Below are 23,460 nucleotides of genomic sequence, written 5' to 3' on the forward strand. Positions count from 1 at the left end.
GGCTAGGATACTAAAGGCAAACTAATTGGTTAACAGTGACGATCGTCTCGCTATCAGACAGCAGTTTTGTATAAAGACAAAGATATTTTAAATATTTGTTATAGCTCACACATCATTTTTACAATGGATAATCGAGAACTGAAATTATGCCACAAACCCTAAACACAATGACTTTTCCTCTTCACGGCGCAAGGCTAATAGAAGCTTCTGCAGGAACAGGAAAAACGTTCACAATTTCTGGTTTGTACTTACGTTTGTTGCTTGGTCACGGTGATAAAGAGACCACTCATGGAATGCCTCTTACCGTTGATCAAATATTAGTGGTGACTTTTACCGAAGCTGCTACGGCAGAATTAAGAGAACGCATTCGGAGCAAAATCCATGACGCGCGAATTGCATTTTTGCGCCAAGAGAGTAGCGATCCAGTTATTAAGTCGTTATTAATTGAAGTAAAAGATACCGATTGGGCGATAGATATTTTGCTAAATGCCGAGCGTCAAATGGATGAAGCGGCTATTTTTACCATTCATGGCTTTTGCCAAAGAATGCTTACCCAAAATGCTTTTGAGTCGGGCAGCCGTTTCAGTAACGAATTTGTTACCGATGAAAGTAAACTTAAAGCGCAAGTGGTGACCGATTATTGGCGTCGAAATTTCTATTCGCTGTCAGTCTCTTTGGCTAATGAAGTAAGAACGATATGGAAATCACCAGATAACTTGCTCGGTGACATCTCATCGTTACTAACCGGTGCGCCAATAGCGCTTACCGTCGCCCCAATGGAAAATTCATTAAATCATTTACATCAAAAAAATATTGAGTCTATTGAACAATTCAAAGCCAATTGGATAAAAAATTCAGCTGATATACCTCAAGTTATTAATGAGTCTAACGTAAGTAAGCGCTCATTTAGTAAAAAAAATCTCCCCGCGTGGTTCAATGAAGTATTGAGATGGGCTAATTCACCTACCACGGATTATCGCTATCCCGATAAACTGGAAAAATTCACTGACGAATTTGTACAAGATAAAACAGCGCAAGATCAAGTGGTGCCTCAACACCCATTATTTTCCGCAACCAGTGAATTTATAGCTAACAAACCAAGTTTAAAAGAGCCTTTACTTGCCCACGCGATACATATGTGCCGAGAGCAGTTGAAGCAGGTCAAGCAACAAAAACATTGGTTGTCATTTGACGATTTATTGACCAATCTTTCGGCTGCAATTGATAGCGATGAACTTGGTATTCTGACTAGTCGAATCCGCCAACTTTATCCTGTCGCCATGATTGATGAATTTCAAGATACCGATCCGCTGCAATACAGTATTTTCAGTCGAATTTATTTGGATAATCCAGAGACTGGATTATTTATGATTGGCGACCCGAAACAGGCGATTTATGCTTTTCGTGGTGCGGATATTTTTACTTATATCCGTGCTCGAAATGAAGTGAAAAATCATTACACTCTCGATACTAATTGGCGGTCAAGTGCCGATATGATTGAAGCGGTAAACGGACTGTTTTCTCAAGCCAGTTCGCCTTTCATGTACGATAAAGATATTCCATTTTATCCAGTTAATCCGAGCCCAAATGCTGAATATCGTCGTTGGTGGTTAGCGGGTGAACAACAAAAAGCGCTGACTTATTGGTTCGACAATGCCGAGCAACCGATACCAAAAAACGCTTATTTAAATACTATGGCGGCTCAAACAGCACAAAAAATCAGCCAAATATTGAGTAGTAATCAGCAGAAAACCTATTTTGTCGATGCCAAACAACAACATCAACCAATCGAAGCCGGTAATATCGCCGTACTGGTGAGGACTGGTTCGGAAGGGCAACTTATTCGACGAGAGTTGGCTAATAATGGTGTCGCGAGTGTGTATTTATCCAACCGAGACAGTGTTTTTCAAAGTAGCATGGCTACGGCAACATTACGTTTGTTACAAGCGGTACTTTATCCAGAAGATGAACGGTTACTAAGAGCGGCACTTGCATCTGATATTTTACTTAAAACCAGTCGTGAATTAGATAATCTTAATGATGATGAAATTGAACTAGAAAATAAGATAAATCAGTTTAGAGGCTTTCGAAAAATTTGGCAGCAACGCGGTGTCATGCCAATGTTGAGAGCCATAATGACAGCTGAGAGCATTGCTGAGAACTTATTAACTCAACAGTTTGGCGAGCGTCTTATTACCGACTTTTTACATCTCGGCGAATTGTTACAACAAGCCAGTCTTACTCTCGATAGCGATCATGCCTTGATTCGTTGGTTTGCCGAAGCCATCCAACAAGGCAAAAGTGGTATTGGGGCGGTTGATGATGAAATCCAAAGATTAGAATCAGAAAGAAATTTAGTACAGATAGTAACTATTCATAAATCCAAAGGGCTTGAATATGATTTAGTTTTCCTGCCTTTTATCTCAACCTATCGGGAATCTAAAAGTGGCCAGTTCTACGATGATTCACAACAGAAAACCGTTCTAGACCTGAAATTAGAGGCGGAATCTATCCGGTTATCGGATGAAGAACGTTTAGCAGAAGACTTACGTTTACTGTATGTCGCCGTGACTCGTGCGGTTTACGGTTGCTTTATTGGCGTAGCGCCTTTGCGAAGAGGGAAAGCTAAAATAGAGCCGACCAGCGCTCATCTGAATTCAGTAGGATACTTGTTGAAAGACGGGCAGTCACTGACTTGTACGCAATTAGAGAGTGAAATAATTAGGCAAGAATCTCAATGTTCTCAAGCAGTAACCGTTAGTTATATTAATGAAGAGAGTACTAATGACGAGAACATGTCAAAGGGTGAGTTTTTGAATAGCAGTGATAATAATATGCCAACAGCAGGGTATTTAGATCATAGTGAGCCAAAAGAACATGATGATCTAAATGCGCGTGATATGACCATTGAGATAGATAAAAACTGGTGGATAACCAGCTATTCAAGCCTCGCGAAGCAGGGGCATGCTGCGACAAGTGCTCACACTGCACTAGACATTGAAATTCAATCGATGGGACTTGATATCGATTCGGCCCAAGATACAGAGCAAGTTGTGGTTGAAGAGCCAGAGCCGAGTATATTCACATTTCCTCGTGGAGCGAGGCCTGGTACGTTTTTACATACTATTTTTGAACAGATTGATTTTACCTTGTCGGCAGGCAGTCCTCAAACCACCCAAATCATTGCTGATTTATTGCAGTCTCATCAATACGAGGATAAGTGGTTACCGATACTGCAACGTTTAGTTGATAATGTACTGTCTACACCATTAGACGGACAGAACTTGATACTTAACAACAAAGATAGTTCATCTAAGTTGGTAGAAATGGAGTTTTTATTGCCTATTGAGCATCTCTCTTCGTTTTTGTTTAATCGTTTAAATAGTCACTATGATCCACTGTCGAAACAAGCAGCCTCGCTTGGTTTTGGTGACGTCAATGGAATGCTTAAAGGTTTCATTGATTTAGTGTTTGAACATCAAGGTAAATACTATGTACTGGATTGGAAATCAAACCATTTAGGTGATGATCCACAACAGTACACTGCTGACGCATTAGAACAGGCAATGATAGAACATCGCTACGATTTCCAGTATCAAATATATGCTTTAGCCTTACATCGGTTCTTACGTAATCGAGTGGTTAATTACCAATATGAGACTCATTTTGGTGGCGTATATTACTTATTTCTTCGTGGTATAGATGGTACTCAAAATCAAAATAAATCCGCTAATGGCATCTTTTTTAACCGACCAGATAAAGCGTTCTTAAATAAGTTTGATCAATTGATAGATGGCAAGTCAGTCGAGGTTAGCAATGCTGAATAAAGTAGAGTGGTTACAAGAAACAAGTGGCATCCGATTGCTTGATGTACAATTTGCTCGTTTTATTGCTTCTATTGAAGCTAATTCACCTAACGACGTTGGTTTCATTGCCGGTTTATTAAGTTATGAGCTGTCTAAAGGGCACATCTGTATCAAACTCAGTGACTTTAATCCAGCTCACATTCTTGGCCTTTACGGACAAACTGCAGACATTTTGTTGGCTGAATGTGCCAAGGTTAACTGGCATCAAATTTTGACTGGTGCCTCTTCTATTGGTGATGAAATAGATAGCCAACAGCCATTGATTTTTGATGGAGAAAGATTGTACCTGCAAAGGTATTGGTACTATGAATGCTTTTTGGCAGACAAACTCAATAACTTAGCAGAACCAATGCCGTTTTCAGTTGAAGAGAAACAAACGCTCGCCGAAACGTTAGATCGCCTTTTTCCAACAGAGGCAGATCAAGTAAAGGAAGTCAATTGGCAAAAGGTTGCGGTTGGGGTGGCATTATCGCGTAAACTTTCGGTTATCTCTGGTGGACCCGGTACAGGCAAAACGACCACCGTAGTAAAATTGCTTTCTGCCTTGATTGAACAAGGTTTGCAAAAAGGACAAATACCTAAAATTAAGCTGGTTGCTCCTACAGGGAAAGCAGCGGCAAGATTAACCGAGTCTATTGGTGGCGCAGTGGATAGTTTAGTCAACAATGAGCAAACCAAATTATTAATGCCCACTAGTGCGAGTACCATCCATCGGTTATTAGGTGCGATGCCAGATCACGCTGAATTTCGTCATAATCAAACTAATCCATTGCATCTTGATTTACTGGTGGTCGATGAGGCATCGATGGTTGATTTACCTCTAATGGCAAAATTACTCGATGCGTTGCCAAAACAAGCTCGGTTGATACTTTTAGGTGACAAAGATCAGTTAGCCTCTGTTGAAGCTGGGGCAGTCTTAGGGGATATATGTGCTTTTATTGATGGTGGATATAGTGCAAAACAAGCTTCTTTATTAGCTGAACTTACTGGATTTGATCCTGCTTGGTTGTCCGCAAAGGCCTCATCTTCTATACAAGACAGTGCTACAAGCAGTCGTTTGTCAGAGTGTTTATGTCTGTTGAGAAAAAGCTATCGTTTCAACGAAAATTCAGGAATAGGCGTGCTTGCTAAAGCTATCAATCAATCTGATATTCCTGCGCTAATATCGGTATTGGACTCTGATTATCAGGATGTGATTCATCATCAGTTAACCACAGATAGTTATCTCGAGATGATTGATTTTCTTGTCGCAGAGTATAGCAACTATCTCACTTGCGTTAACAAGGTGGTAAACGATGATTCTGAACACATTACTCAACATGCTAGAAAGGCATTATCTCTATTTTCTCAATGTCGATTATTGTGTGCCGTTAGAGAAGGTAAGTTTGGTTTATCTGGATTAAACCAACAAATAGAAATCGGTTTGAAGCAAGCTCGACTGATTAATACTAGTGACGAATTATGGTATCTGGGACGGCCTATTATGATTAGCCGCAATGATCATGCGTTAGGGTTATTTAATGGTGATATTGGTATTACCATGTTGGTAACAGAGACTGATAAAATGGGCGAACAACGTCGTTATTTAAAAGTGTTTTTTGAACTCCCTGATGGCAGTGTTAAAGCTGTGTTGCCAAGTCGGATACCAGAACATGATACGGCTTATGCTATGACTATTCATAAGTCTCAAGGGAGTGAGTTTCCTACAACGGTAATGGTTTTGCCTAATCAACATTCTAGTATTTTAAGTAAAGAACTGATTTATACAGGAGTCACTCGGGCAAAAAATAAGCTTATCGTTTTTGCAGATAGTAAAGTAATGATAAAAGGGGCGAAAACAAAAACGCAAAGACTAAGCGGTTTGAAGAGTAGGTTGGCTAAGACCACCTAATGTTATTAGGTGGTCTTTTATTACGCTGTTTTACAAAACAGTTTCTGAAAAAGAAACGTTTTTAATACCATGTCTTCTCTGACAGTGGAAAATCATTTTCTTGACATTGTCGTCTACGGGAAACACACAATGTACATTTAATCCATTAAGAAAATTATTTTCGGCCATATCAATAAAGCTTTGGGCCGAATTACATATGATAGTTTTCATAAAAATACTCAAGTTAGATAATCTTTCAATTTTTAACTATTTTATCGTTAAAAATTGATTCCTTGAGCCATCTGACTAGCGCATAATATCAGCGTTATAAGTAAATGAAAACTAACCACGCTTGAAAAAATACAGAACATTCGACTTTAATTATAAGTTATTGTTTGTCTGAGTGAAATTTATACATCTAATAACAGTATTTTTGAGCGTCTTTGGAAGTTGTACAAATTTTGTTTGCCCATTGGCAACTGCGATACGCCAACTTCTTGAAAGCCTTGTTCTCTAAACCAATGCAAGCTATGGGTTGTAAGGACAAATATTTTTTCTATTCCCACACGGCGAGAGTATTGCTTCATCTGATTGAGTAAATCTAGGCCTCTATTACCATCTCGGTAATCAGGATGTATTGCAACACACGCCATTTCAGCCATTTTTTCTTCAAAATATGGGTAAAGTGCTGCGCATCCTATTACTAGGCCATCTTTTTCGATTAAGGTAAATTGATGAATTTCTTGCTCGAGTTGTTCTCGTGATCGGCGAACGAGGACTCCTTGCTCTTCCAGTGGCCTAATTAGCTCTAAAATTCCGCCAATGTCGTCGATTTCTGCTCTTCTAATTTGTTCAGCACTGGCCATTACCACTTGTGTTCCAATACCATCTAAAGAGAACAGTTCCTGTATCAATGCTCCATCAATGTTGTAACTTATCAAATGGCTTCGATTAACTCCTGCTCGGCATGCCGAAATAGATCCTCGAAGAAAACGCAAAGTACCCGAGCTATTATCGAGCGCATGATTATTGTTTGATTCTAATTGCTGTAAAATATTTTCAGCACTATTTGGAAATAACTCCGCAATGACATTGTCATCTTGGTCTTTGATTCCTTGTTCCGAGCAAAAGCCTATCAATTTATCTGCTTTGAGACGAATCGCTACTTGGGTAGCAACTTCTTCGGATAATAGGTTAAAACACTCGCCAGTAACAGAACTGGCAACCGGCCCCATCAATACAATGGAACCTTGATCGAGTACTTGATTAATCGCTTCTGTATCAATTCTTCTTACTTTGCCACTATGACAGTAATCAATACCATCATCTATGCCAAGAGGTTGTGCAATCACAAAGTTACCGCTAACCACATTAAGTTGAGTACCAGCCATAGGAGTATTGTTTAAGCTCATCGATAAACGAGCCGTAATCGCTAGTTGTAGCTGCCCTGCTGCCTGCATTACTAATCCAAGCGTTGACGTCTCGGTGATCCTTATCCCTTTGTGATAAGGGGTAGTGAGGCTATTAGCGTCGAGAATTCGATTGATTTGAGGTCTTGCACCATGAACAAGCACTATTTTTGCGCCCAGGCTATGAAGCAATGCAATATCATTAATTATATTAGTAAAATTTGCAGCATCTACGGCCTCTCCACCGAGCATTATCACCATCGTTTTACCTCGATGAGCGTTAACATACGGAGTGGATTGTCGGAAACCTTTAACTAAAGCGGTGTTACGCATCTTCATAGTAAAATATTTGTTGAATTATTATATGAATATAATGAATTAAAATTCAAATTTGAGCAAATGTTTTTTCCGGTCATTTGAAATTTTAAGGGTTGTTATCGCCCTTAGCGCGTGTATATGGTTTAATATTTATTATCAGAGCGTAAATTTGTAGGAAGTATGTCTGAGCCAACAAATAAGTCATTGACAAAAGAACAGGTCAGAGTGAAAAGAACCGTAATTGTGGTCGTGGTTCTTTTGTTGTTATTTATCTCCGTAATAGCAAGTGTATTAGTGGCTCGTTCTTTTGAAAATCAACAGTTAATAAGCAAAATATATGGGATTTGGGAGGAGCAGAATGTACCACCCTATGCGCAAGAGATATTTGAAGTTCGAAAAGATGCCATTTATGTTGAGAATAGAATTGTTGATACAAACTATACGTTCGATGGCAATAGATTAAAGTATATATATCAAGGCCAAACGTATGAATATAAAGTTTTAGATAAAAATGTGACCGAAATGAAGAGAATGAGCCCTTCATACTATGACAGTATTTTTTACATTCGTGGTAAGGTCATTCCCAATAAATCAGCTAATGATTCTACTGATTTATATAAATAAGTTATTTTTAAGCACGCTAATGTTAGGTAATAAGCTGTTTATTCAGTGAATATCTTCTCTCAACTAACAACTAATGGAATGTTTTAAGTGCCTTTAAGCAATAAACTCATCAATAATATCCGTACTACTTTGTTCATTTTTTGCTTTTCTATTTTAGTAGGATGTAGCCAATCAACCAGCCTGGCTCAACAATATAACGGCGAGACTTTCACTTCTAATTTAAATCAAGTGGATAGTATTTACTCTAATAAGCCCCGTGATTTTTCTAATTTTTATGAACAAGCAGAACAGGTTATCTCTCATTCTCCTTCAATGGCAAAGCGCTATCAAGGGTTGTATGACCAACTGAACAATTGGGTTATTCAAAGTGGTGAACCAACAGATCTTGCAAATTATGGCATTGAAATAGCACAACTAGGTGGAGGAGATAAAAAAGGCAACGTTCTGTTTACTGGCTATTTTTCTCCAGTGATAGAGTTACGCCATCAAGCAGATAACCGATTTAAATACCCGTTATACGGTTTACCTGAATGCAGTGATGACTGTCCGACTAGAAGCCAAATTTATAACGGTGCTTTAGAGGGGTTAGGTTTAGAGTTAGGTTATGCTGAAAATATGATTGACCCTTTTATCATGGAAGTACAAGGCAGTGGTTTTGTTCATTTTGCAGATGATAATACCTTGCAATATTTTGGCTATGCAGGAAAGAACAACAAAGAATATGTCAGCATAGGACGTTTGCTTATTGAATCGGGACAAGTCAAACGAGAAGATATGTCTTTAAGGGCAATAAAAAATTGGGTTATGCAAAATGATGATGTCAAAGTACAACATTTATTGCAGCAAAATCCTTCGTTTGTGTTCTTTGAGCCGAAACAGGACTTGGCAGTTATGGGAGCCGCTGGTATCCCCTTATTACCAATGGCTTCAGTTGCAGGAGATAAAAACCTATTTCCTATGGGGACGCCTATTTTAGCTGAAGTTCCATTGCTTAATGCTGATGGAACCTGGAGTGGAGCACATGCTTTACGCTTGTTAATTGTGCTAGATACGGGCGGAGCAGTGAAAGAAAATCATTTAGATTTATATCATGGAATGGGACCGAGAGCAGGCACAGAGGCCGGACATTACAAACATTTTGGTCGAGTGTGGAAGCTAGGCTTAACTGGAGAGCCTACCGCGTCACCTTGGCTTACTTCTAGTAATTATCAAGCGACCTCGAATTGACAGTCGCTTCTCAATAATAGCAACTTATAATTAATAGCAATCAAGCGAATTTATTTAACGCTAAATCAATCTAGACTTTTGTTGCAAGAGTGCGTATAAAACGCACTCTTTCATTTTCAATACAGTTTCGGAATCGACATTATGAATGATCTTAATTCTCCAGCGTCAGAAAACTATGAGCAACGTTTTGGCGGGACTCGTCGACTGTACGGCCACCAACAAGTGGAGATTTTGAGAGCGGCGCATGTATGCGTTGTAGGCATTGGTGGCGTTGGTTCGTGGGCTGTAGAAGCATTAGCTCGTACTGGAGTCGGTGAGCTAACATTAATTGATATGGATGATGTGTGTGTCACTAATATCAATCGTCAAATTCACGCGATTTCTGGTACAGTTGGGCAAAGTAAAGTTGAGGTTATGCAGCAACGGGTTAAATTGATTAATCCAGAGTGCAAAGTGAATATTATCGACGATTTTATTACGGTTGGTAATGTAGCAGAACACATCACCAAACAATACGATTATGTCTTGGATGCTATCGATAGCGTTAAACCCAAAACCGCTCTTTTAGCGTATTGTAAAAGTAATAAAATAAAAGTAATTACTACTGGTGGTGCTGGTGGTCAAACTGACCCTACTCAAATACAGGTGGCAGATTTAGCTCGGACAATTCAAGATCCTCTAGCTAAGAAGATCAAAGACAATTTGCGTCGCTTTTATAATTACAGTAAGAATCCACAAAGAAAATTTGGAATAGACTGCGTATTTTCGACCGAACAACTAAAATACCCTCAAGTGGATGGTAGTGTTTGTACAACAAAAGCAACAGCAGAAGGCCCTAAACGTATGGATTGTGCGACAGGATTTGGCGCTGCAACGGTCGTGACTGCTACTTTTGGTTTTGTTGCTGTGTCTAGAATTATTGAAAAACTGATTGCTAAACACAGCTAACCATACTGACATTTATTATCTGCTAGCTACCGTAATACAAGCCTATTTATTTTTAGTGATAAACCCCTATTTATTTATAAAAATATAAAGTTACCGAGTGCAAAAAAGGAAGCATATGAATTTCCCCAGTTCGCCATTTACTAATGAAATAACAACCGTTGATATCATTGCAACCATGCAAGATTGTAAAGGCTGGGAAGATAAATATCGTCAGGTTATTCAATGGGGTAAAGCATTACCTAAAATGCCAGATGACTTAAAAAGTAATCAAGTGTTAGTGACCGGTTGTGAGAGTGAAGTATGGCTGCTTGGTGAGAAAATAGACGGTAAATGGTTTTTTTGTGCCGATTCTGATGCGCGTATTGTTCGAGGGCTTATCGCGTTAGTCATGGCTGTGTTTGATGGTTGTTCTAGCGAAGAGATTACCGCTTTTGATGTTGATACTTATTTTGAGCAACTCGGTTTAGTTCAGCACTTAAGCCCTTCACGAGGAAATGGCTTAAAAGCGATTATTGACACGATTAAACAGCGAGTATTAATTAATTAAATTAGGCTGCTTTAGCCTAATTTATCGTTTTTAATCTGATTGACGGATAGCTTCAACTTACTTATCGCTTACAAGATACTCACTGCTTTATTGACTGCATCGACCAGTCTTTTTACATCGTCTAATGTATTGTAAATTGCGAAAGAGACTCTTATTGTTCCCTTCACTTTCAACGCATCCATGAATGGGTGAGCACAGTGATGTCCTGCTCGAACGGCTATACCTTGTTGGTCAAGTAAGGTCGCGATATCTTGATGATGCACACCGGGCATGACAAAGCTGATTAAGTTACTGTTTTTTTGAAAACCAACTATTTGAATACCCTCTATGTCAATGAGTGCGTTATAAGCGGTTTGTTGTAACAAATGTAGATGCTGTTCTACTTCTTCATTACAAAATTGAGTTAACCACTTGATTGCGTAGGCAAGCGCAATTGCGCCAGAGATATTGGGGGTTCCGGCTTCAAATTTCCCCGGTAATTCCGCATAACTGGTGCCAGAAAAAGAGACTTTGTTAACCATTTTTCCACCACCGTGCCAAGGTGGCATCATATTGAGTAGATCTAATTTTCCGTACAGTACACCAATTCCAGTTGGAGCATAAAGCTTGTGTCCCGAAAATAAGTAAAAATCGGCATCTAACTGCTTCATATCAACAGGTTCATGAACAATGCCTTGTGCGCCGTCGATGACGACTACTGAGTCAAATTTATGTGCTGATGCGATAATATGTTCAATAGGATTGCGTGTACCAGTGACGTTACTAATATGGGCGACGGCGACAATTTTTACTCTGTTATTCAGTAATTGATGAAACGCCTGCATATCGAGAGTGCAGTCCTTTTTCATCGGAATTTTAATGACTTCCGCACCGGTTTGTTCAGCGACGATTTGCCATGGAACAATATTAGCGTGATGCTCCATTTCGCTGACCAGTATTTGGTCTCCGGCTTGTAGAACGGATTTTGCGTAAGTTTGTGCAATAAGATTAATGGCTTCGGTTGCACCGCGTGTCCATATGATTTCTTTTTGACAAGATGCATTGATAAAGTGCTTGACCGTTTCTCGTGCGGTTTCAAATTCACTAGTGGCGTTAGCAGTGAGGCTATGGCTGCCTCTATGCACGTTGGCATTCTGTTTTTGATAATAATGTTGAATGCAGTCGATAACCGCTTGGGGTTTTTGTGTGGTTGCAGCACTATCTAAATACACCAGTGAACTATCTGTATTAAGAGCGGGAAATTGCTGTTTTACTTGTTGTGCATTAAACATCGTTTTTACCCAATATCGAATAGTGAAGGGTGGGTAATGTTACCATTGGTTCAGCGACCGTCCATGCATGAGCTTTACCTGATATTTGAATAATGATTTCCATGGCAAATTCAAGTGCAGAGCCCGGACCTTGGCTGGTAATGAGCTTATTATTTATGTCTATGGTGACTCTTTTTTCGCGCCAATTTTGGGCTGGTATCTGATCTTTAAATGCAGGGTGACCGGTCATTATCGCTTCTGGATAAATCTGATGAGTTTGTAAGACCAGTGCCGGAGCCGCACAAATAGCCGCCATCCATCTGCCGTCATATTTTTGTTGTTTAATCATTTCTATTAACACGGTGCTCTGCTTAAATACTTCACTCCCTTCAACGCCACCTGGCACTGCTATTACATCAAACTCTTCATCTGCAATATCAACTAATCTACAATCTGCGGTTAAGGTTACGCCTCTAGAAGCTTGCATTGTTAAATTACCTGCAAAATCCGCGCTAGCAACGGTTACTTGATAGCCCGCTCTAACCATCATATCAATGATAGTCACAGCCTCCATCTCTTCGGAACCCGGAGCAATAGGGACTAACACTTTATGTTTTAAGGTGTTTTTTTGCAAACCTGTCTGTTGCAAAGAATTTGTGTCTAAAGTATTCGAGGGCATAGTTAACTCCACGATTGTTCGATGGTTTTGATTCTACTGTATAGATCTTGGTTTGCTGGTACGTTGATCTGGTGTTGCCGAGCAGTTCGGCACAGATAACCGTTAATATAGTCGATTTCTGTTCTACGTTGGTGAACAATATCTTGCTGCATGGAAGAATGATTATTAGCGGTTGCTTTTACAACGTTTATTACGCGATCAAATAAATTTTGTTCTGTCATAACGATTTTTTCTGCCTGCATTACTGCACATAGTTCCGCTACGATGGTTTGGATTTGCGCTGTATATTGATAGTTCAGTAAAGCACCATTTAGACACTGATGTAATGCGGTTAGTGGGTTAATAACGCAATTTATAGCGAGTTTATGCCATAAGGCAGTTTGAATCGAGCCTGTCCATGACGCAGACGCTAAAGCGTGATCAAATACATCGGCTAAAAAATGACATTGCTTACCTAATAAGTTATTTCCTCCCAACATCGTCATACCTACCCCTGTATGGAGTACTTGATCGTTTGAAGGCTTATAAGCCCCGTGAGTGGTGGTTGCAACAACAATAGGGTGTCTATCGACTTGTTCAGGGAGTTCATCAACTGCTCCCATGCCATTATGCATAAATACTAAAATGGTTTCTGGTATTAAATGGTCAAGTATAGGCGTTAAAGCTTGTTCTACCTGCCATGCTTTAACGGTGATCAAAATTAAGTCAGACGCTTTTAGCTGAGCAAGGTTGTTGGTAAAAAACTCATTACATGCCTGCTTATTCTTTTCGAGGTATTTACTGGTACTGGCTATTTCATTGTCTTCAAACAAAGTGAGCGTTAATGATGATGTGTTTGAATGGCGTAGCCACAGTGAAACATTATGCCCTGCATTAGCTAAATGATGAGCCCATAACGAGCCAATGGCTCCCGCACCTAGTATCGTAATATTCAAAGCAGCCACATTAAAATGAAAGTTTGGCTAAGAATAGCGATAGTCGTTAATGATTCCAAATAAAAAAGGCGCAAAAGTGCCTTTTGAAAGTTAAACTGGTTACATTAAAACTTGTATGTAGCCGAAATGTAATGACCAGCACCAGTTGATTTAAAAGAACTGGTGTCTTTAATGCCATAAATATCTTTGTATAGTTTTAGTCCGTAGCCTATTGCATAGCGATCAGAATGCCAATAGATACCATTGAACATTGCTCCACCATTGCTTGCCGTTGAGCCAAATTTATTTCCATCAGCATCATCCATAGCAAATTGATAGTCAATATAACCTTGATATGAAATAAATGAACCATTTTCAAAGAAGTGGAACGGTTTAAACCAGTTAGTAGAAATCTGGAAGCCATTCCAATCTTTTGCGTTATTGTTATAGTATCCGTAAAGGTTTAAGCCTATTTTTCCAAGCCATGGAACCATCACATCAGAGCCAATACCGACCTTGCTATTGTTCACGCCAAAAGTACTTTCGGCATCACCTGACCATTCAAACAAGGTAGCAAAGTAAAGCTCTTGTACTGGGCCAAAAGAAAGATCTTTTTCTAATAAGCCGTCTAAAGACATACGAGGAGCTAGTTTCATAAATGATTTAGCAGCACCCGCTTTGTCACTATCAGAACTTGTGGTTAAGTTGAAAATATCAACGTATCCGTAGAGATCGAAGATTCCTGAACGTCCGCCAAACTCCATCTCTAAATAGTCATGAGTGGATTCTCCTGGCAGTTCTTCGAATGCTCCCATTAGATTAAATTGCATCCATTTGTAATCATTTTTGTGTGTATCGCCATCTGTATAATCGGCAGCGATTGAAGGTGTAGATGTTGCTGCCAGTAATGCAAGAGTAATAAGTGATTTACGCATAAGTAGACTCTCTGTTGTAAAATAAATTAGTTGGTTTATTTGTATTGGTTGTTGTTCTACAGAAAATACTAGCGACAATGCTCGCAATAAAATATGGGGCATAATGCAAGGCGACATATTTAATGTGATCTAGTTCTCATTTATGATTGATTTTTTTAATTGATGTTATCTTTTTGTTTTTATTTCATTATTTTTTCATTTTTATGTGATTCGTATCACTATAAATTTTTTGTTTTCGTTTATTCGATTGTGCTCACTATATTAATATGAATTATTATTTTGTTTATAAACAAGTACTAATTTTGATAGTATTGTCATTAATGGTTTTTAGAATTTATTTATAAGTTATTGTAATATATTGAATATCAAGTTTTATTTTTATAATTTTGATGTGGATAGAGGGTTAATGGCTTATGTACTTTGAATGAAAAATTAGAAAAACCGTCTTTTACTCTAAAATCAAAGTATGGCTGTCTAGAAGTACAAACGCCCGATGGAGTTCATCGAGCGTTTAATCAAAGCTAAAATTTATAGTGGAGTTGTCCCAATCTCGATTAATTAATCAGTTCGGTTTTTAGCTTTCTCTAAAAGTCGATTGAAATAATGTCGTAGTGAATAAAGCATGATTAGACTTGGGATAACCATGAGTGCGGTAATTACAAAGAACAGTGACCAATTATCTAAATAGTCAACCAATTCTCCGCTAAAAGAGGCGAGCGTAGTTCGACCAAAGTTACCTAGAGATGCTAATAAAGCGTATTGTGTGGCAGAAAAAGCTTGACCAGTTAATACTGTTAGAAAAGAGACAAAAGCAACAGTTGAAAAAGCAGTGGTGAAGTTGTCTACAATAATGGTGGCTAAGAAGAGGTGTTCGCTAGGACCAACACTGGCGATCCAAGCAAACATTAAATTACTCGATGCCATTGCGACTCCACCAATCATTAAGCCACGTACAATACCGAACTTAACGTTGAACATACTACCAACAAGGGTGAAGAAAATAGTTACCCACCATCCTATGAGCTTTGAATATTGGCCTATTTGTTCGTTACTGAATCCAACTTCTTTATAGAACGTAATTGACATCCTGCCTAGAAATGCTTCACCTATTTTAAAAAGAAACACAAATAATAGAAGTGTAATAGCAACTTGCACACCATTACGTTTGAAGAAATCTGCAAATGGTTCAATAACCGTTACACTTATCCAAGTAGCTAAATGGGATTTGACGACTTTGTTGTATTTATGTTCGGCAATTTGTTGAAGTTCATCTCGGCGAGTAACAGGTTCGCCGACCAGAAGAGTAAATATAATTAGAATAGCCATAATTCCAGCCATGCCATAATACACACCGTTCCAACCAATCGAGTCTGCATTAATAAAGGCTAAGTAACCCGGTAAAGAGTAACCTGTCCACCATCCAATCACTGCCATTGCAGAGGCTTGTGGAAGTTTGTGTGCTTCGGATTTTGGAAAAGTATCAATTCTGTAAGCGTCAATGGCAATATCTTGTGTTGCCGAAGCGGTAGCAATACCTAACGCTACCATAGAGGTAAACACCAAGTCAGTTGCAGGGTTTACTCCTGCAATGATAACAGTACCGATCAGAATGATACATTGGCATAAAAAAATCCAACTGCGTCGCTGACCTAGCTGATTATGCAGTAGCGGTAATTTAACTCTATCGATTAATGGGGCCCACAAAAAATTAATGGCATATACCGCAAATACAGAACCAAAGTAACCGATTGCCGCACGAGTTAGCCCTGCATCTTTTAACCATCCGGACATGTTAGAGCCAATTAATACCCAAGGAAAACCACTTGAGCAACCTAACATCATCACCCATAACAGCCGTCTATCTAAGTAGCTTTTGAGTGTTTTAGCCCAAGTCATTTGATTGTCCATGTAACTATCCTTGTTAGCCAAAAAAGAAGGGAATACCTTGTTAGTCTAAAATAACGGAACGCATCGTTGGTTTAAAAATTAGACCAGAGGGATTTGTTCCGTTTTTATAGGTTATTCTTGTACCGTCATTTTATTGATCACGATAGCCGTCACAGGTACATCATGATAACTTCCTAGCGATGCAGTTTGCTGTGTTGCCATTTTTTCAACAATGTCAAAACCTTGTGTTACTTTGCCAAATACAGCATAGCCTGCATTCTCTTGGGTTTTGTTCAGAAAATCGTTGTTAGCATAATTGATGAAAAATTGACGAGTAGCAGAATCAGGGTTTTGTGTTCTTGCCATAGCAATCGTTGCTTTGTTGTTTTTTAGGCCGTTGTAGGCTTCATTTTTAATCGGTGCAACGGTTGAGACTCTATTCATGTTAGTATCAAAACCACCACCTTGAGCCATAAAACCAGGGATCACACGATGGAAAACGGTTCCTTCGTAACTACCATCTTGTACATAGTTTAAAAAATTGTCTGTTGTAATTGGAGCATTGTCTGAATCTAATTCGATAGTAAAGTTACCCAGAGACGTTTCTACTTTCACGTTTGGGGCCGCAAATACAGTAAAGCTGGCTAAGCAGAGTAGGCTATATATAATTTTTCGCATTAAAAATGCTCCTTCATATAATTTTTGAGTTCATTGTCATTGGCAATTTCATTTAATACTAAGTTAGTTACATCGTTGGCAATTTGTTCTATTTGAGCATCAGAAGCACTAAAGGTACCCGTTTTGGTTGCTGAGCCGTTAAATGTTTTTACCAGTTTTCCTGTCGGGGTTTCAGCGCTAATTTCAAGCCGAATATTGGCATCCATTTCATAAGAAGTAACGCTGTGTTTTACGTTGACCAATAAGTGCTGGATCTCAAGTTTTACACTGTTATCACTATTGATTGTATTACGATAACCTTGGGAGCTTAATTGCTCTAATAGCGCATTTTCTAGTGTTATTCTAACGTTTTGTTTCGCGTGAATAGGTTGGATATTATTTCTACCACTATCAACTAACGCAACGTACTGCGCAGACCGAACATCTTTACTGTCTAATGAATACATTAGATTATCGACAATTCTATTTTGGCTAGTTGTGGTGTGAGGTTCGAAGTTAATTTGAGGTTCTTTTGGAGTAGAAGAACAGGCAGCCAATAGTAGTATTGATGCAGTGAAAAACAGTTTTTTCATAAATAATGTCCCTTTAAATGCTATGCAATTGAAGATAGTGGTTACAATACGCCATTTCACCATCTTAAGTAATTACTTAGTTGCTTGTAAAATAACAAATTTGTTATTTCTGGCTATTTGGGTAACTTTTGAACGACCAAATAGTCTTGATAGTTTCTCATCGTAGCCTAGGTGACTATTTCCGATAACTATTAATTTTCCATTTGGCCAGAGAACATGCTTTGCATCACAAAACATTTGCCATGCTATGTGGTCAGTAATGGCGTTGTTTTGATGAAAGGGTGGATTACAAACAACCAAATCGGCACTGTCGTTGGTAAAACCATCTAAACAGTTATTGGCAATAAATTGACAATTTTCAATGTTAGAGCGTTCTCTAGTGACATTAATTTTTGCTGATTCTAGAGCCATATAACTTTCATCAACGCAAGTCAGTTTCGCTGAAGGATTAAGCTGAGATAGCTTGACTGATAACACGCCATTGCCACAACCCAAGTCAATAACATGTTGATAACTATCATCGCCTGGTAGGTGACGTAACATAAATCGCGCGCCAAGATCGAGACTTTCTCCAGAGTAAGTATTAGGGTGATTTTTGAGAAAGAAATTTTCTCCCTCTACTGGCCACTCTTTAATTGGGTCAATCGAAGCTATTTCAGTACTGTTTGGTTCGCTAAACACTAAACGGTGTTTTTTCCACGCTAACGAGGTCTTGGTGCCACCGAGATACTTAGTAAACAGTTTTAATGTTGAAGTATGAATTTCTTTCGCCTTATTGACCCCAACAACAGGACAATTCGCCGTTAACTGATTCCTTAATTGATGTAACTGCCATATTAGTAAACGGTTATTTTTAGGCAACTTAAGTAAGACGAGATCGATGTTATTGGGGAATTGATCCGTTGCGTTGATAAGAGTAATGTTTTCAACTTTATTTTCTATGGCATTTTGTAGAGTGGCTTGATGAGAAATGAAAGAGTCACTGATCATAGTTACGTTATGACGAGCAGAAAACCAACAGGATAACGCACCAAAGCTATCATTAATTATGAGGATGTTTTTTCCTGCTTCTAGCATTAAATCCTCTACGTAATTAATAACATATTCATCACCTGCGTCCCATGCTTGTAGGGTCTCATTTGCGCGTTTTGGAAATCGGTGTAGTGATAACTTTCTATCTCTCAGAGATAAGCAACTATTAACTTCGTTCATTAGGGTATTAACCAATTGTTTGCCAGTACTTGTTGTTGGTGAGTTCTTTGTTTATCAGTCGAATTTTGGCAACTACGCTGTTTTCAGTATAGACTTTACAACTATGACTTATAAGAATACAGTTCAATAAGTTGTGCCAAAATAGTCCAATCAACGACCACTTAGCAAGTGGTGTGGTGATTGATGAATTTCTGATTTGAATGAAGTAATATTATCGCAGATGGCGAGATAAGTTGCTATTATTCAGGCTTATAATAATTATGTTACACCTTATCTTTGGTCTAAATTTAACCTTTGTTATTTTAGAACGATTAAGTTGGCAGCAATCTAATCGTTTTTTGTGAGCTTGAGGTTAGGATATAACTCCTATTAGGTATTAATGTATCACTGGCAGATAAAGTATTATGGAAGTCCTTACTGGGCTTGCTAACTTAATTAGAGCACCAAGAGAACCACTATGCTTCAAGAATCAATCGAAACTAAATTGCATAACGCTTTTTCTCCGAAACATTTGCAAGTGCTTAATGAAAGCTATATGCATAATGTTCCTCCCGGATCTGAAAGCCATTTTAAAGTCGTGATTGTCAGCCAAGAATTTGAAGGGTTACGTCTAATTGCAAGACATCGAAAAGTTAATCAAATCTTAGCGGAAGAATTGCAAGGCAATTTGCACGCTTTATCTATTCATACTTATACGGAATCTGAATGGTCTGCGGAAAACGGTTTTGTTCCTGCTACTCCAGACTGTTTAGGCGGTAACAAAAAATAGTATAAGTAACGTGAGACAATGAATTTTTTCAATGGTTTATTTCATTATTTGTCATACTAAATGTTATCAAATGATTAAAAATGACAGATGAAATTGAATATTTGATGTTAACAATATTGACAACTGTGCTTGAGTTCAAATTTATTGATATTGGATCGAATACCTACTAAGTATGAGAAAAAAATAGCGGTTATTAGGGCTCTAGGCGATGGCATCCTGTCTTGAAAAAATGCTAAACTGTCGCACCTGATAAACTTTTCGATAAAAACTGTGAAAAGTTAATTAACAAAATGTTGCAGTTTCGATGTTTATGATCGGAACTAGATGCATGGGCAACGTGCTCATGTGTCATGCAAAACAGAATCTTTTTCCCGATAAAATAGTGCAAGTGCGTATGATTACAATAAAGAAGGGTTTAGATCTTCCGATTTCGGGAGCTCCTACCCAGGTGATTAATGATGGTAAATCCATCAAAAAAGTCGCCTTGCTAGGCGAAGAGTACGTTGGTATGCGTCCTACTATGCATGCTCGCGTTGGAGATGAAGTGAAAAAAGGCCAAGTTCTTTTTGTTGATAAAAAGAATCCGGGTGTTTTATTCACAGCTCCTGCAAGTGGTAAAGTTATCGAAGTAAACCGTGGTGCGAAGCGTGTACTTCAATCTGTTGTGATTGAAGTGTCAGGTAATGAGCAAATCACATTTGATAGCTATGATTCCAAAGCGTTAGCAAATCTTGACCAAGATGCGGTTAAGAAGCAACTAATAGACTCAGGAATGTGGACTGCATTGCGTACTCGTCCGTTCAGCAAGGTTCCAGCGGTTGATTCAAACACTAAGGCGATTTTTGTTACAGCAATGGATACTAACCCCTTAGCTGCTGATCCCGAAGTGATTATCAAAGAACAACCGGAAGCGTTTGTGGCAGGTTTAGATCTGTTAGCAAATTTAACTGATGGTAAGGTGTTCGTTTGTAAGAAAGGCAGCAGCCTTCCTAGCAGCCAACAACCGAATGTTGAAGAGCATGTTTTTGATGGTCCGCATCCAGCAGGGCTAACAGGAACTCATATGCATTATTTGTATCCTGTAAATACAGAAAATGTAGCCTGGAGCATTAATTATCAAGATGTTATCGCAATTGGTAAGTTGTTCTTAACTGGCGAAATTTACACTGATCGTGTTATAGCTTTAGCTGGCCCTGTTGTAAACAATCCTCGTTTAATTCGCACTCGTATAGGTGCATGTACAGAGGATATGGTTGACAACGAATTGATGCCGGGTGAAGTTCGAGTTATTTCTGGCTCGGTACTTTCTGGTGTCCAAGCGAGTGGTCCACATGCTTACCTAGGTCGTTATCACACCCAAGTTTCTGTATTGCGTGAAGGTCGTGATAAAGAGTTGTTCGGTTGGGCTATGCCTGGCAAGAATAAATTCTCTGTAACTAAATCTTTCCTTGGTCATCTATTTAAAGATCAGCTGTTTAATATGACCACGTCAACAAATGGCGGTGACCGTGCAATGGTTCCTATTGGTAATTATGAAAAAGTAATGCCATTGGATATGGAGCCAACTTTGCTTCTTCGTGATCTATGTGCTGGAGATACAGATAGTGCACAACGTCTAGGTTGTTTAGAACTGGATGAAGAAGATTTAGCATTGTGTACCTATGTATGTCCTGGCAAATATGAATATGGCGAAATGCTTCGCGATTGCCTAGATACAATAGTGAAGGAAGGGTAATCCATGCTTAAAAAGTTTATTGAGGATATCGAACCGCATTTTGATGCGGGCGGTAAATATGAAAAGTGGTACCCGCTTTATGAAGCTGCTGCGACACTTTTTTATACTCCAGGTCTAGTAACCCAACGTAGTTCTCATGTCCGTGATAGTGTTGATCTAAAACGTATCATGATTATGGTTTGGTTTGCGGTATTCCCTGCAATGTTTTGGGGGATGTATAATTCTGGGCATCAGGCGCTTATTGCGCTTAACCATATGTATGAAGGCGCTCAATTAGCAGAAGTTATTTCTGGGAATTGGCACTACTGGTTTACAGAAGCGATTGCAGGGAGTCTTGGTCCCGATGCAGGGTGGCTGACTAAAATGCTGCTTGGTGCGTCCTATTTCTTACCTATTTACGCGGTGGTGTTTGCGGTAGGTGGTTTTTGGGAAGTACTTTTCTGTGTTGTACGCAAACATGAGGTAAACGAAGGTTTCTTTGTTACTTCTATTTTGTTTGCCTTGATTGTTCCGCCAACCTTGCCACTTTGGCAAGCAGCAATGGGTATTACCTTTGGTGTAGTTGTCGCGAAAGAAATCTTTGGCGGTACAGGTCGTAACTTCTTGAACCCAGCGCTTGCTGGTCGTGCTTTCCTATTTTTTGCTTATCCTGCTCAAATTTCAGGTGATGCAGTATGGACAGCCGCTGACGGTTTTTCAGGTGCAACAGCATTAAGCCAATGGGCACATGGCGGTTCAGGTGCGCTAATACATAATGTTACTGGTGAGCCTATCTCGTGGATGAATGCCTTCTTAGGTAATATCCCTGGTTCTATCGGTGAGGTATCAACCTTAGCATTATTGATCGGTGCAGCATTGATTGTGTATATGGGCATCGCTTCATGGCGTATTATTGCGGGAGTGATGATTGGCATGATTGCCACATCGTTTCTATTTAACGTGATTGGCTCTGATACTAACCCTATGTTTGCTATGCCTTGGCATTGGCACCTTGTTCTTGGTGGCTTTGCATTTGGTATGTTCTTCATGGCAACAGATCCAGTTTCAGCTTCATTCACCTCAAAAGGTAAATGGGCTTACGGCATTCTTATCGGCTTGATGTGTGTACTTGTTCGCGTAGTCAACCCAGCGTACCCAGAAGGGATGATGTTGGCTATCTTATTCGCTAACTTGTTTGCACCTTTATTCGATTATTTTGTCATCGAGAAAAACGTTAAGCGGAGGCAAGCACGCTATGGCAAGTAATAACGATAGCATTAAGAAAACGCTGTTTGTTGTTATCGCAATAAGTTTGGTTTGCTCAGTAGTTGTTTCTGCTGCAGCGGTATTCTTACGCGACAAACAACAAGCTAACGCGCTTCTTGATAAACAAAAGAACATCGTAGCTGTTGCAGGCTTAGACGGTAAAGAAGGCTCAATCCCTGAACTTTTTGCTCAATATATTGAACCTCGTTTGGTGGATTTTAGTTCTGGTGAATTTGTAAATGGTGAAGATGCTGCTCTATACGATCAACGTCAAGCTGCAAAAGATCCTGCGCAATCGACTAAGCTAACAGCAGATGAAGACAAAGCCAAAATTATGCGTCGAGCAAATACTGGCGTTGTGTACTTAGTTAAAGATGGTGACGAATTTTCCAGAGTTATTTTGCCAATACATGGTAATGGTCTTTGGTCTATGATGTACGCATTTATCGCAGTGGAAACTGATGGTAACACGGTTGCAGGTATTACTTACTACGAGCAAGGTGAAACACCAGGGCTTGGTGGTGAAGTAGAAAACCCACGCTGGCGTAACCAATTTGTTGGTAAAGAACTATTTGATGAAAATAGTCAACCAGCAATTAAGATTGTCAAAGGTGGCGCTCCTGAAGGAAGTGTTCACGGAGTTGATGGTCTTTCCGGTGCAACTTTAACGTCAAATGGTGTTCAGAATACATTTGATTTTTGGTTAGGTGATATGGGCTTTGGTCCTTTCTTAACTAATGTACGCGATGGAGGTCTGAAATAATGTCTATTGATG

20 protein-coding genes are annotated in these 23,460 nt (G+C 39.1%); 10 read left to right on the top strand and 10 right to left on the bottom strand.

What is annotated here, in order from left to right:
• Nucleotides 1–146: 146 nt before the first annotated feature.
• Both recB and recD read left to right on the top strand, forming a co-directional pair.
• Nucleotides 147–3,827, top strand: a complete 3,681-nt coding sequence (gene recB, locus R3X26_RS10035) for an exodeoxyribonuclease V subunit beta (RefSeq protein ID WP_317717168.1) — start codon at nucleotides 147–149, stop codon at nucleotides 3,825–3,827.
• The gene (gene recD / locus R3X26_RS10040) at nucleotides 3,817–5,757 is read left to right on the top strand and encodes an exodeoxyribonuclease V subunit alpha (RefSeq protein ID WP_317717169.1); all 1,941 of its coding nucleotides are present in this window, start codon (nucleotides 3,817–3,819) and stop codon (nucleotides 5,755–5,757) included. Before recB ends, recD begins: the two co-directional genes overlap by 11 nt.
• Before the next feature lie 30 nt (nucleotides 5,758–5,787).
• Here the strand turns inward: recD and R3X26_RS10045 are convergent, their stop codons facing one another.
• Complete coding sequence (locus R3X26_RS10045; RefSeq protein WP_317717170.1) at nucleotides 5,788–5,967, bottom strand: hypothetical protein; 180 nt, start codon at nucleotides 5,965–5,967, stop codon at nucleotides 5,788–5,790.
• Between the two features lie 179 nt (nucleotides 5,968–6,146).
• Entirely contained in the window at nucleotides 6,147–7,484 is a 1,338-nt protein-coding gene (gene argA / locus R3X26_RS10050; RefSeq protein WP_317717171.1) for an amino-acid N-acetyltransferase, read from the bottom strand.
• A 159-nt stretch (nucleotides 7,485–7,643) separates the two neighbouring features.
• On the opposite strand from argA, the gene R3X26_RS10055 reads away from it, so the two are divergent.
• The 4 genes from R3X26_RS10055 (at nucleotide 7,644) to csdE (ending at nucleotide 10,809) form a co-directional block, all read left to right on the top strand.
• A complete protein-coding gene (locus R3X26_RS10055; RefSeq protein ID WP_317717172.1) occupies nucleotides 7,644–8,087 on the top strand; it encodes a DUF2850 domain-containing protein in 444 nt (147 codons plus the stop codon).
• 117 nt (nucleotides 8,088–8,204) lie between these two features.
• Complete coding sequence (gene mltA, locus R3X26_RS10060; RefSeq protein ID WP_317717229.1) at nucleotides 8,205–9,314, top strand: murein transglycosylase A; 1,110 nt, start codon at nucleotides 8,205–8,207, stop codon at nucleotides 9,312–9,314.
• A 141-nt stretch (nucleotides 9,315–9,455) separates the two neighbouring features.
• The gene (tcdA, locus tag R3X26_RS10065) at nucleotides 9,456–10,262 is read left to right on the top strand and encodes a tRNA cyclic N6-threonylcarbamoyladenosine(37) synthase TcdA (RefSeq protein ID WP_317717173.1); all 807 of its coding nucleotides are present in this window, start codon (nucleotides 9,456–9,458) and stop codon (nucleotides 10,260–10,262) included.
• A gap of 115 nt (nucleotides 10,263–10,377) precedes the next feature.
• Nucleotides 10,378–10,809: a cysteine desulfurase sulfur acceptor subunit CsdE gene (csdE, locus tag R3X26_RS10070; protein ID WP_317717174.1), complete on the top strand. Its 432-nt coding sequence runs from the start codon at nucleotides 10,378–10,380 to the stop codon at nucleotides 10,807–10,809.
• A 68-nt stretch (nucleotides 10,810–10,877) separates the two neighbouring features.
• Here csdE and csdA read toward each other — a convergent pair whose 3' ends face one another.
• From csdA to R3X26_RS10110, 8 genes are all read right to left on the bottom strand, one after another.
• Complete coding sequence (csdA, locus tag R3X26_RS10075) at nucleotides 10,878–12,080, bottom strand: cysteine desulfurase CsdA (RefSeq protein WP_317717175.1); 1,203 nt, start codon at nucleotides 12,078–12,080, stop codon at nucleotides 10,878–10,880.
• Nucleotides 12,073–12,738 carry a DJ-1 family glyoxalase III gene (locus R3X26_RS10080; protein WP_317717176.1) on the bottom strand — a complete coding sequence of 222 codons (666 nt, stop codon included), beginning with the start codon at nucleotides 12,736–12,738 and terminating at the stop codon, nucleotides 12,073–12,075. Before R3X26_RS10080 ends, csdA begins: the two co-directional genes overlap by 8 nt.
• A 2-nt stretch (nucleotides 12,739–12,740) precedes the next feature.
• The gene (gene panE, locus R3X26_RS10085) at nucleotides 12,741–13,673 is read right to left on the bottom strand and encodes a 2-dehydropantoate 2-reductase (protein WP_317717177.1); all 933 of its coding nucleotides are present in this window, start codon (nucleotides 13,671–13,673) and stop codon (nucleotides 12,741–12,743) included.
• A 104-nt stretch (nucleotides 13,674–13,777) separates the two neighbouring features.
• The gene (locus tag R3X26_RS10090) at nucleotides 13,778–14,587 is read right to left on the bottom strand and encodes an outer membrane protein OmpK (RefSeq protein WP_317717178.1); all 810 of its coding nucleotides are present in this window, start codon (nucleotides 14,585–14,587) and stop codon (nucleotides 13,778–13,780) included.
• A 558-nt stretch (nucleotides 14,588–15,145) separates the two neighbouring features.
• Nucleotides 15,146–16,495, bottom strand: coding sequence for an AmpG family muropeptide MFS transporter (locus R3X26_RS10095; RefSeq protein WP_317717179.1), 1,350 nt, complete (start codon nucleotides 16,493–16,495; stop codon nucleotides 15,146–15,148).
• 111 nt (nucleotides 16,496–16,606) lie between these two features.
• Complete coding sequence (locus tag R3X26_RS10100; RefSeq protein WP_317717180.1) at nucleotides 16,607–17,152, bottom strand: peptidylprolyl isomerase; 546 nt, start codon at nucleotides 17,150–17,152, stop codon at nucleotides 16,607–16,609.
• Nucleotides 17,152–17,724, bottom strand: a complete 573-nt coding sequence (locus R3X26_RS10105) for a YajG family lipoprotein (protein ID WP_317717181.1) — start codon at nucleotides 17,722–17,724, stop codon at nucleotides 17,152–17,154. Before R3X26_RS10105 ends, R3X26_RS10100 begins: the two co-directional genes overlap by 1 nt.
• A 72-nt stretch (nucleotides 17,725–17,796) precedes the next feature.
• Nucleotides 17,797–18,936, bottom strand: a complete 1,140-nt coding sequence (locus R3X26_RS10110; RefSeq protein WP_317717182.1) for a methyltransferase — start codon at nucleotides 18,934–18,936, stop codon at nucleotides 17,797–17,799.
• Nucleotides 18,937–19,393: 457 nt separating this feature from the next.
• Here R3X26_RS10110 and R3X26_RS10115 point away from each other — a divergent pair, with 457 nt between their 5' ends.
• The 4 genes from R3X26_RS10115 to R3X26_RS10130 all read left to right on the top strand — a co-directional run bounded on the left by R3X26_RS10115 (nucleotide 19,394) and on the right by R3X26_RS10130 (nucleotide 23,448).
• Nucleotides 19,394–19,705, top strand: coding sequence for a BolA/IbaG family iron-sulfur metabolism protein (locus R3X26_RS10115; RefSeq protein ID WP_317717183.1), 312 nt, complete (start codon nucleotides 19,394–19,396; stop codon nucleotides 19,703–19,705).
• Nucleotides 19,706–20,099: 394 nt separating this feature from the next.
• The gene (locus R3X26_RS10120) at nucleotides 20,100–21,440 is read left to right on the top strand and encodes a Na(+)-translocating NADH-quinone reductase subunit A (protein WP_317717230.1); all 1,341 of its coding nucleotides are present in this window, start codon (nucleotides 20,100–20,102) and stop codon (nucleotides 21,438–21,440) included.
• A gap of 3 nt (nucleotides 21,441–21,443) precedes the next feature.
• Complete coding sequence (locus tag R3X26_RS10125; protein ID WP_317717184.1) at nucleotides 21,444–22,685, top strand: NADH:ubiquinone reductase (Na(+)-transporting) subunit B; 1,242 nt, start codon at nucleotides 21,444–21,446, stop codon at nucleotides 22,683–22,685.
• Nucleotides 22,675–23,448: a Na(+)-translocating NADH-quinone reductase subunit C gene (locus R3X26_RS10130; protein ID WP_317717185.1), complete on the top strand. Its 774-nt coding sequence runs from the start codon at nucleotides 22,675–22,677 to the stop codon at nucleotides 23,446–23,448. The genes R3X26_RS10125 and R3X26_RS10130 overlap by 11 nt, the downstream gene beginning before the upstream one ends.
• Nucleotides 23,449–23,460 lie beyond the last annotated feature (12 nt).

It is taken from the genome of Vibrio sp. TH_r3 (assembly GCF_033101115.1).
Taxonomy (GTDB): Bacteria; Pseudomonadota; Gammaproteobacteria; order Enterobacterales; family Vibrionaceae; genus Vibrio.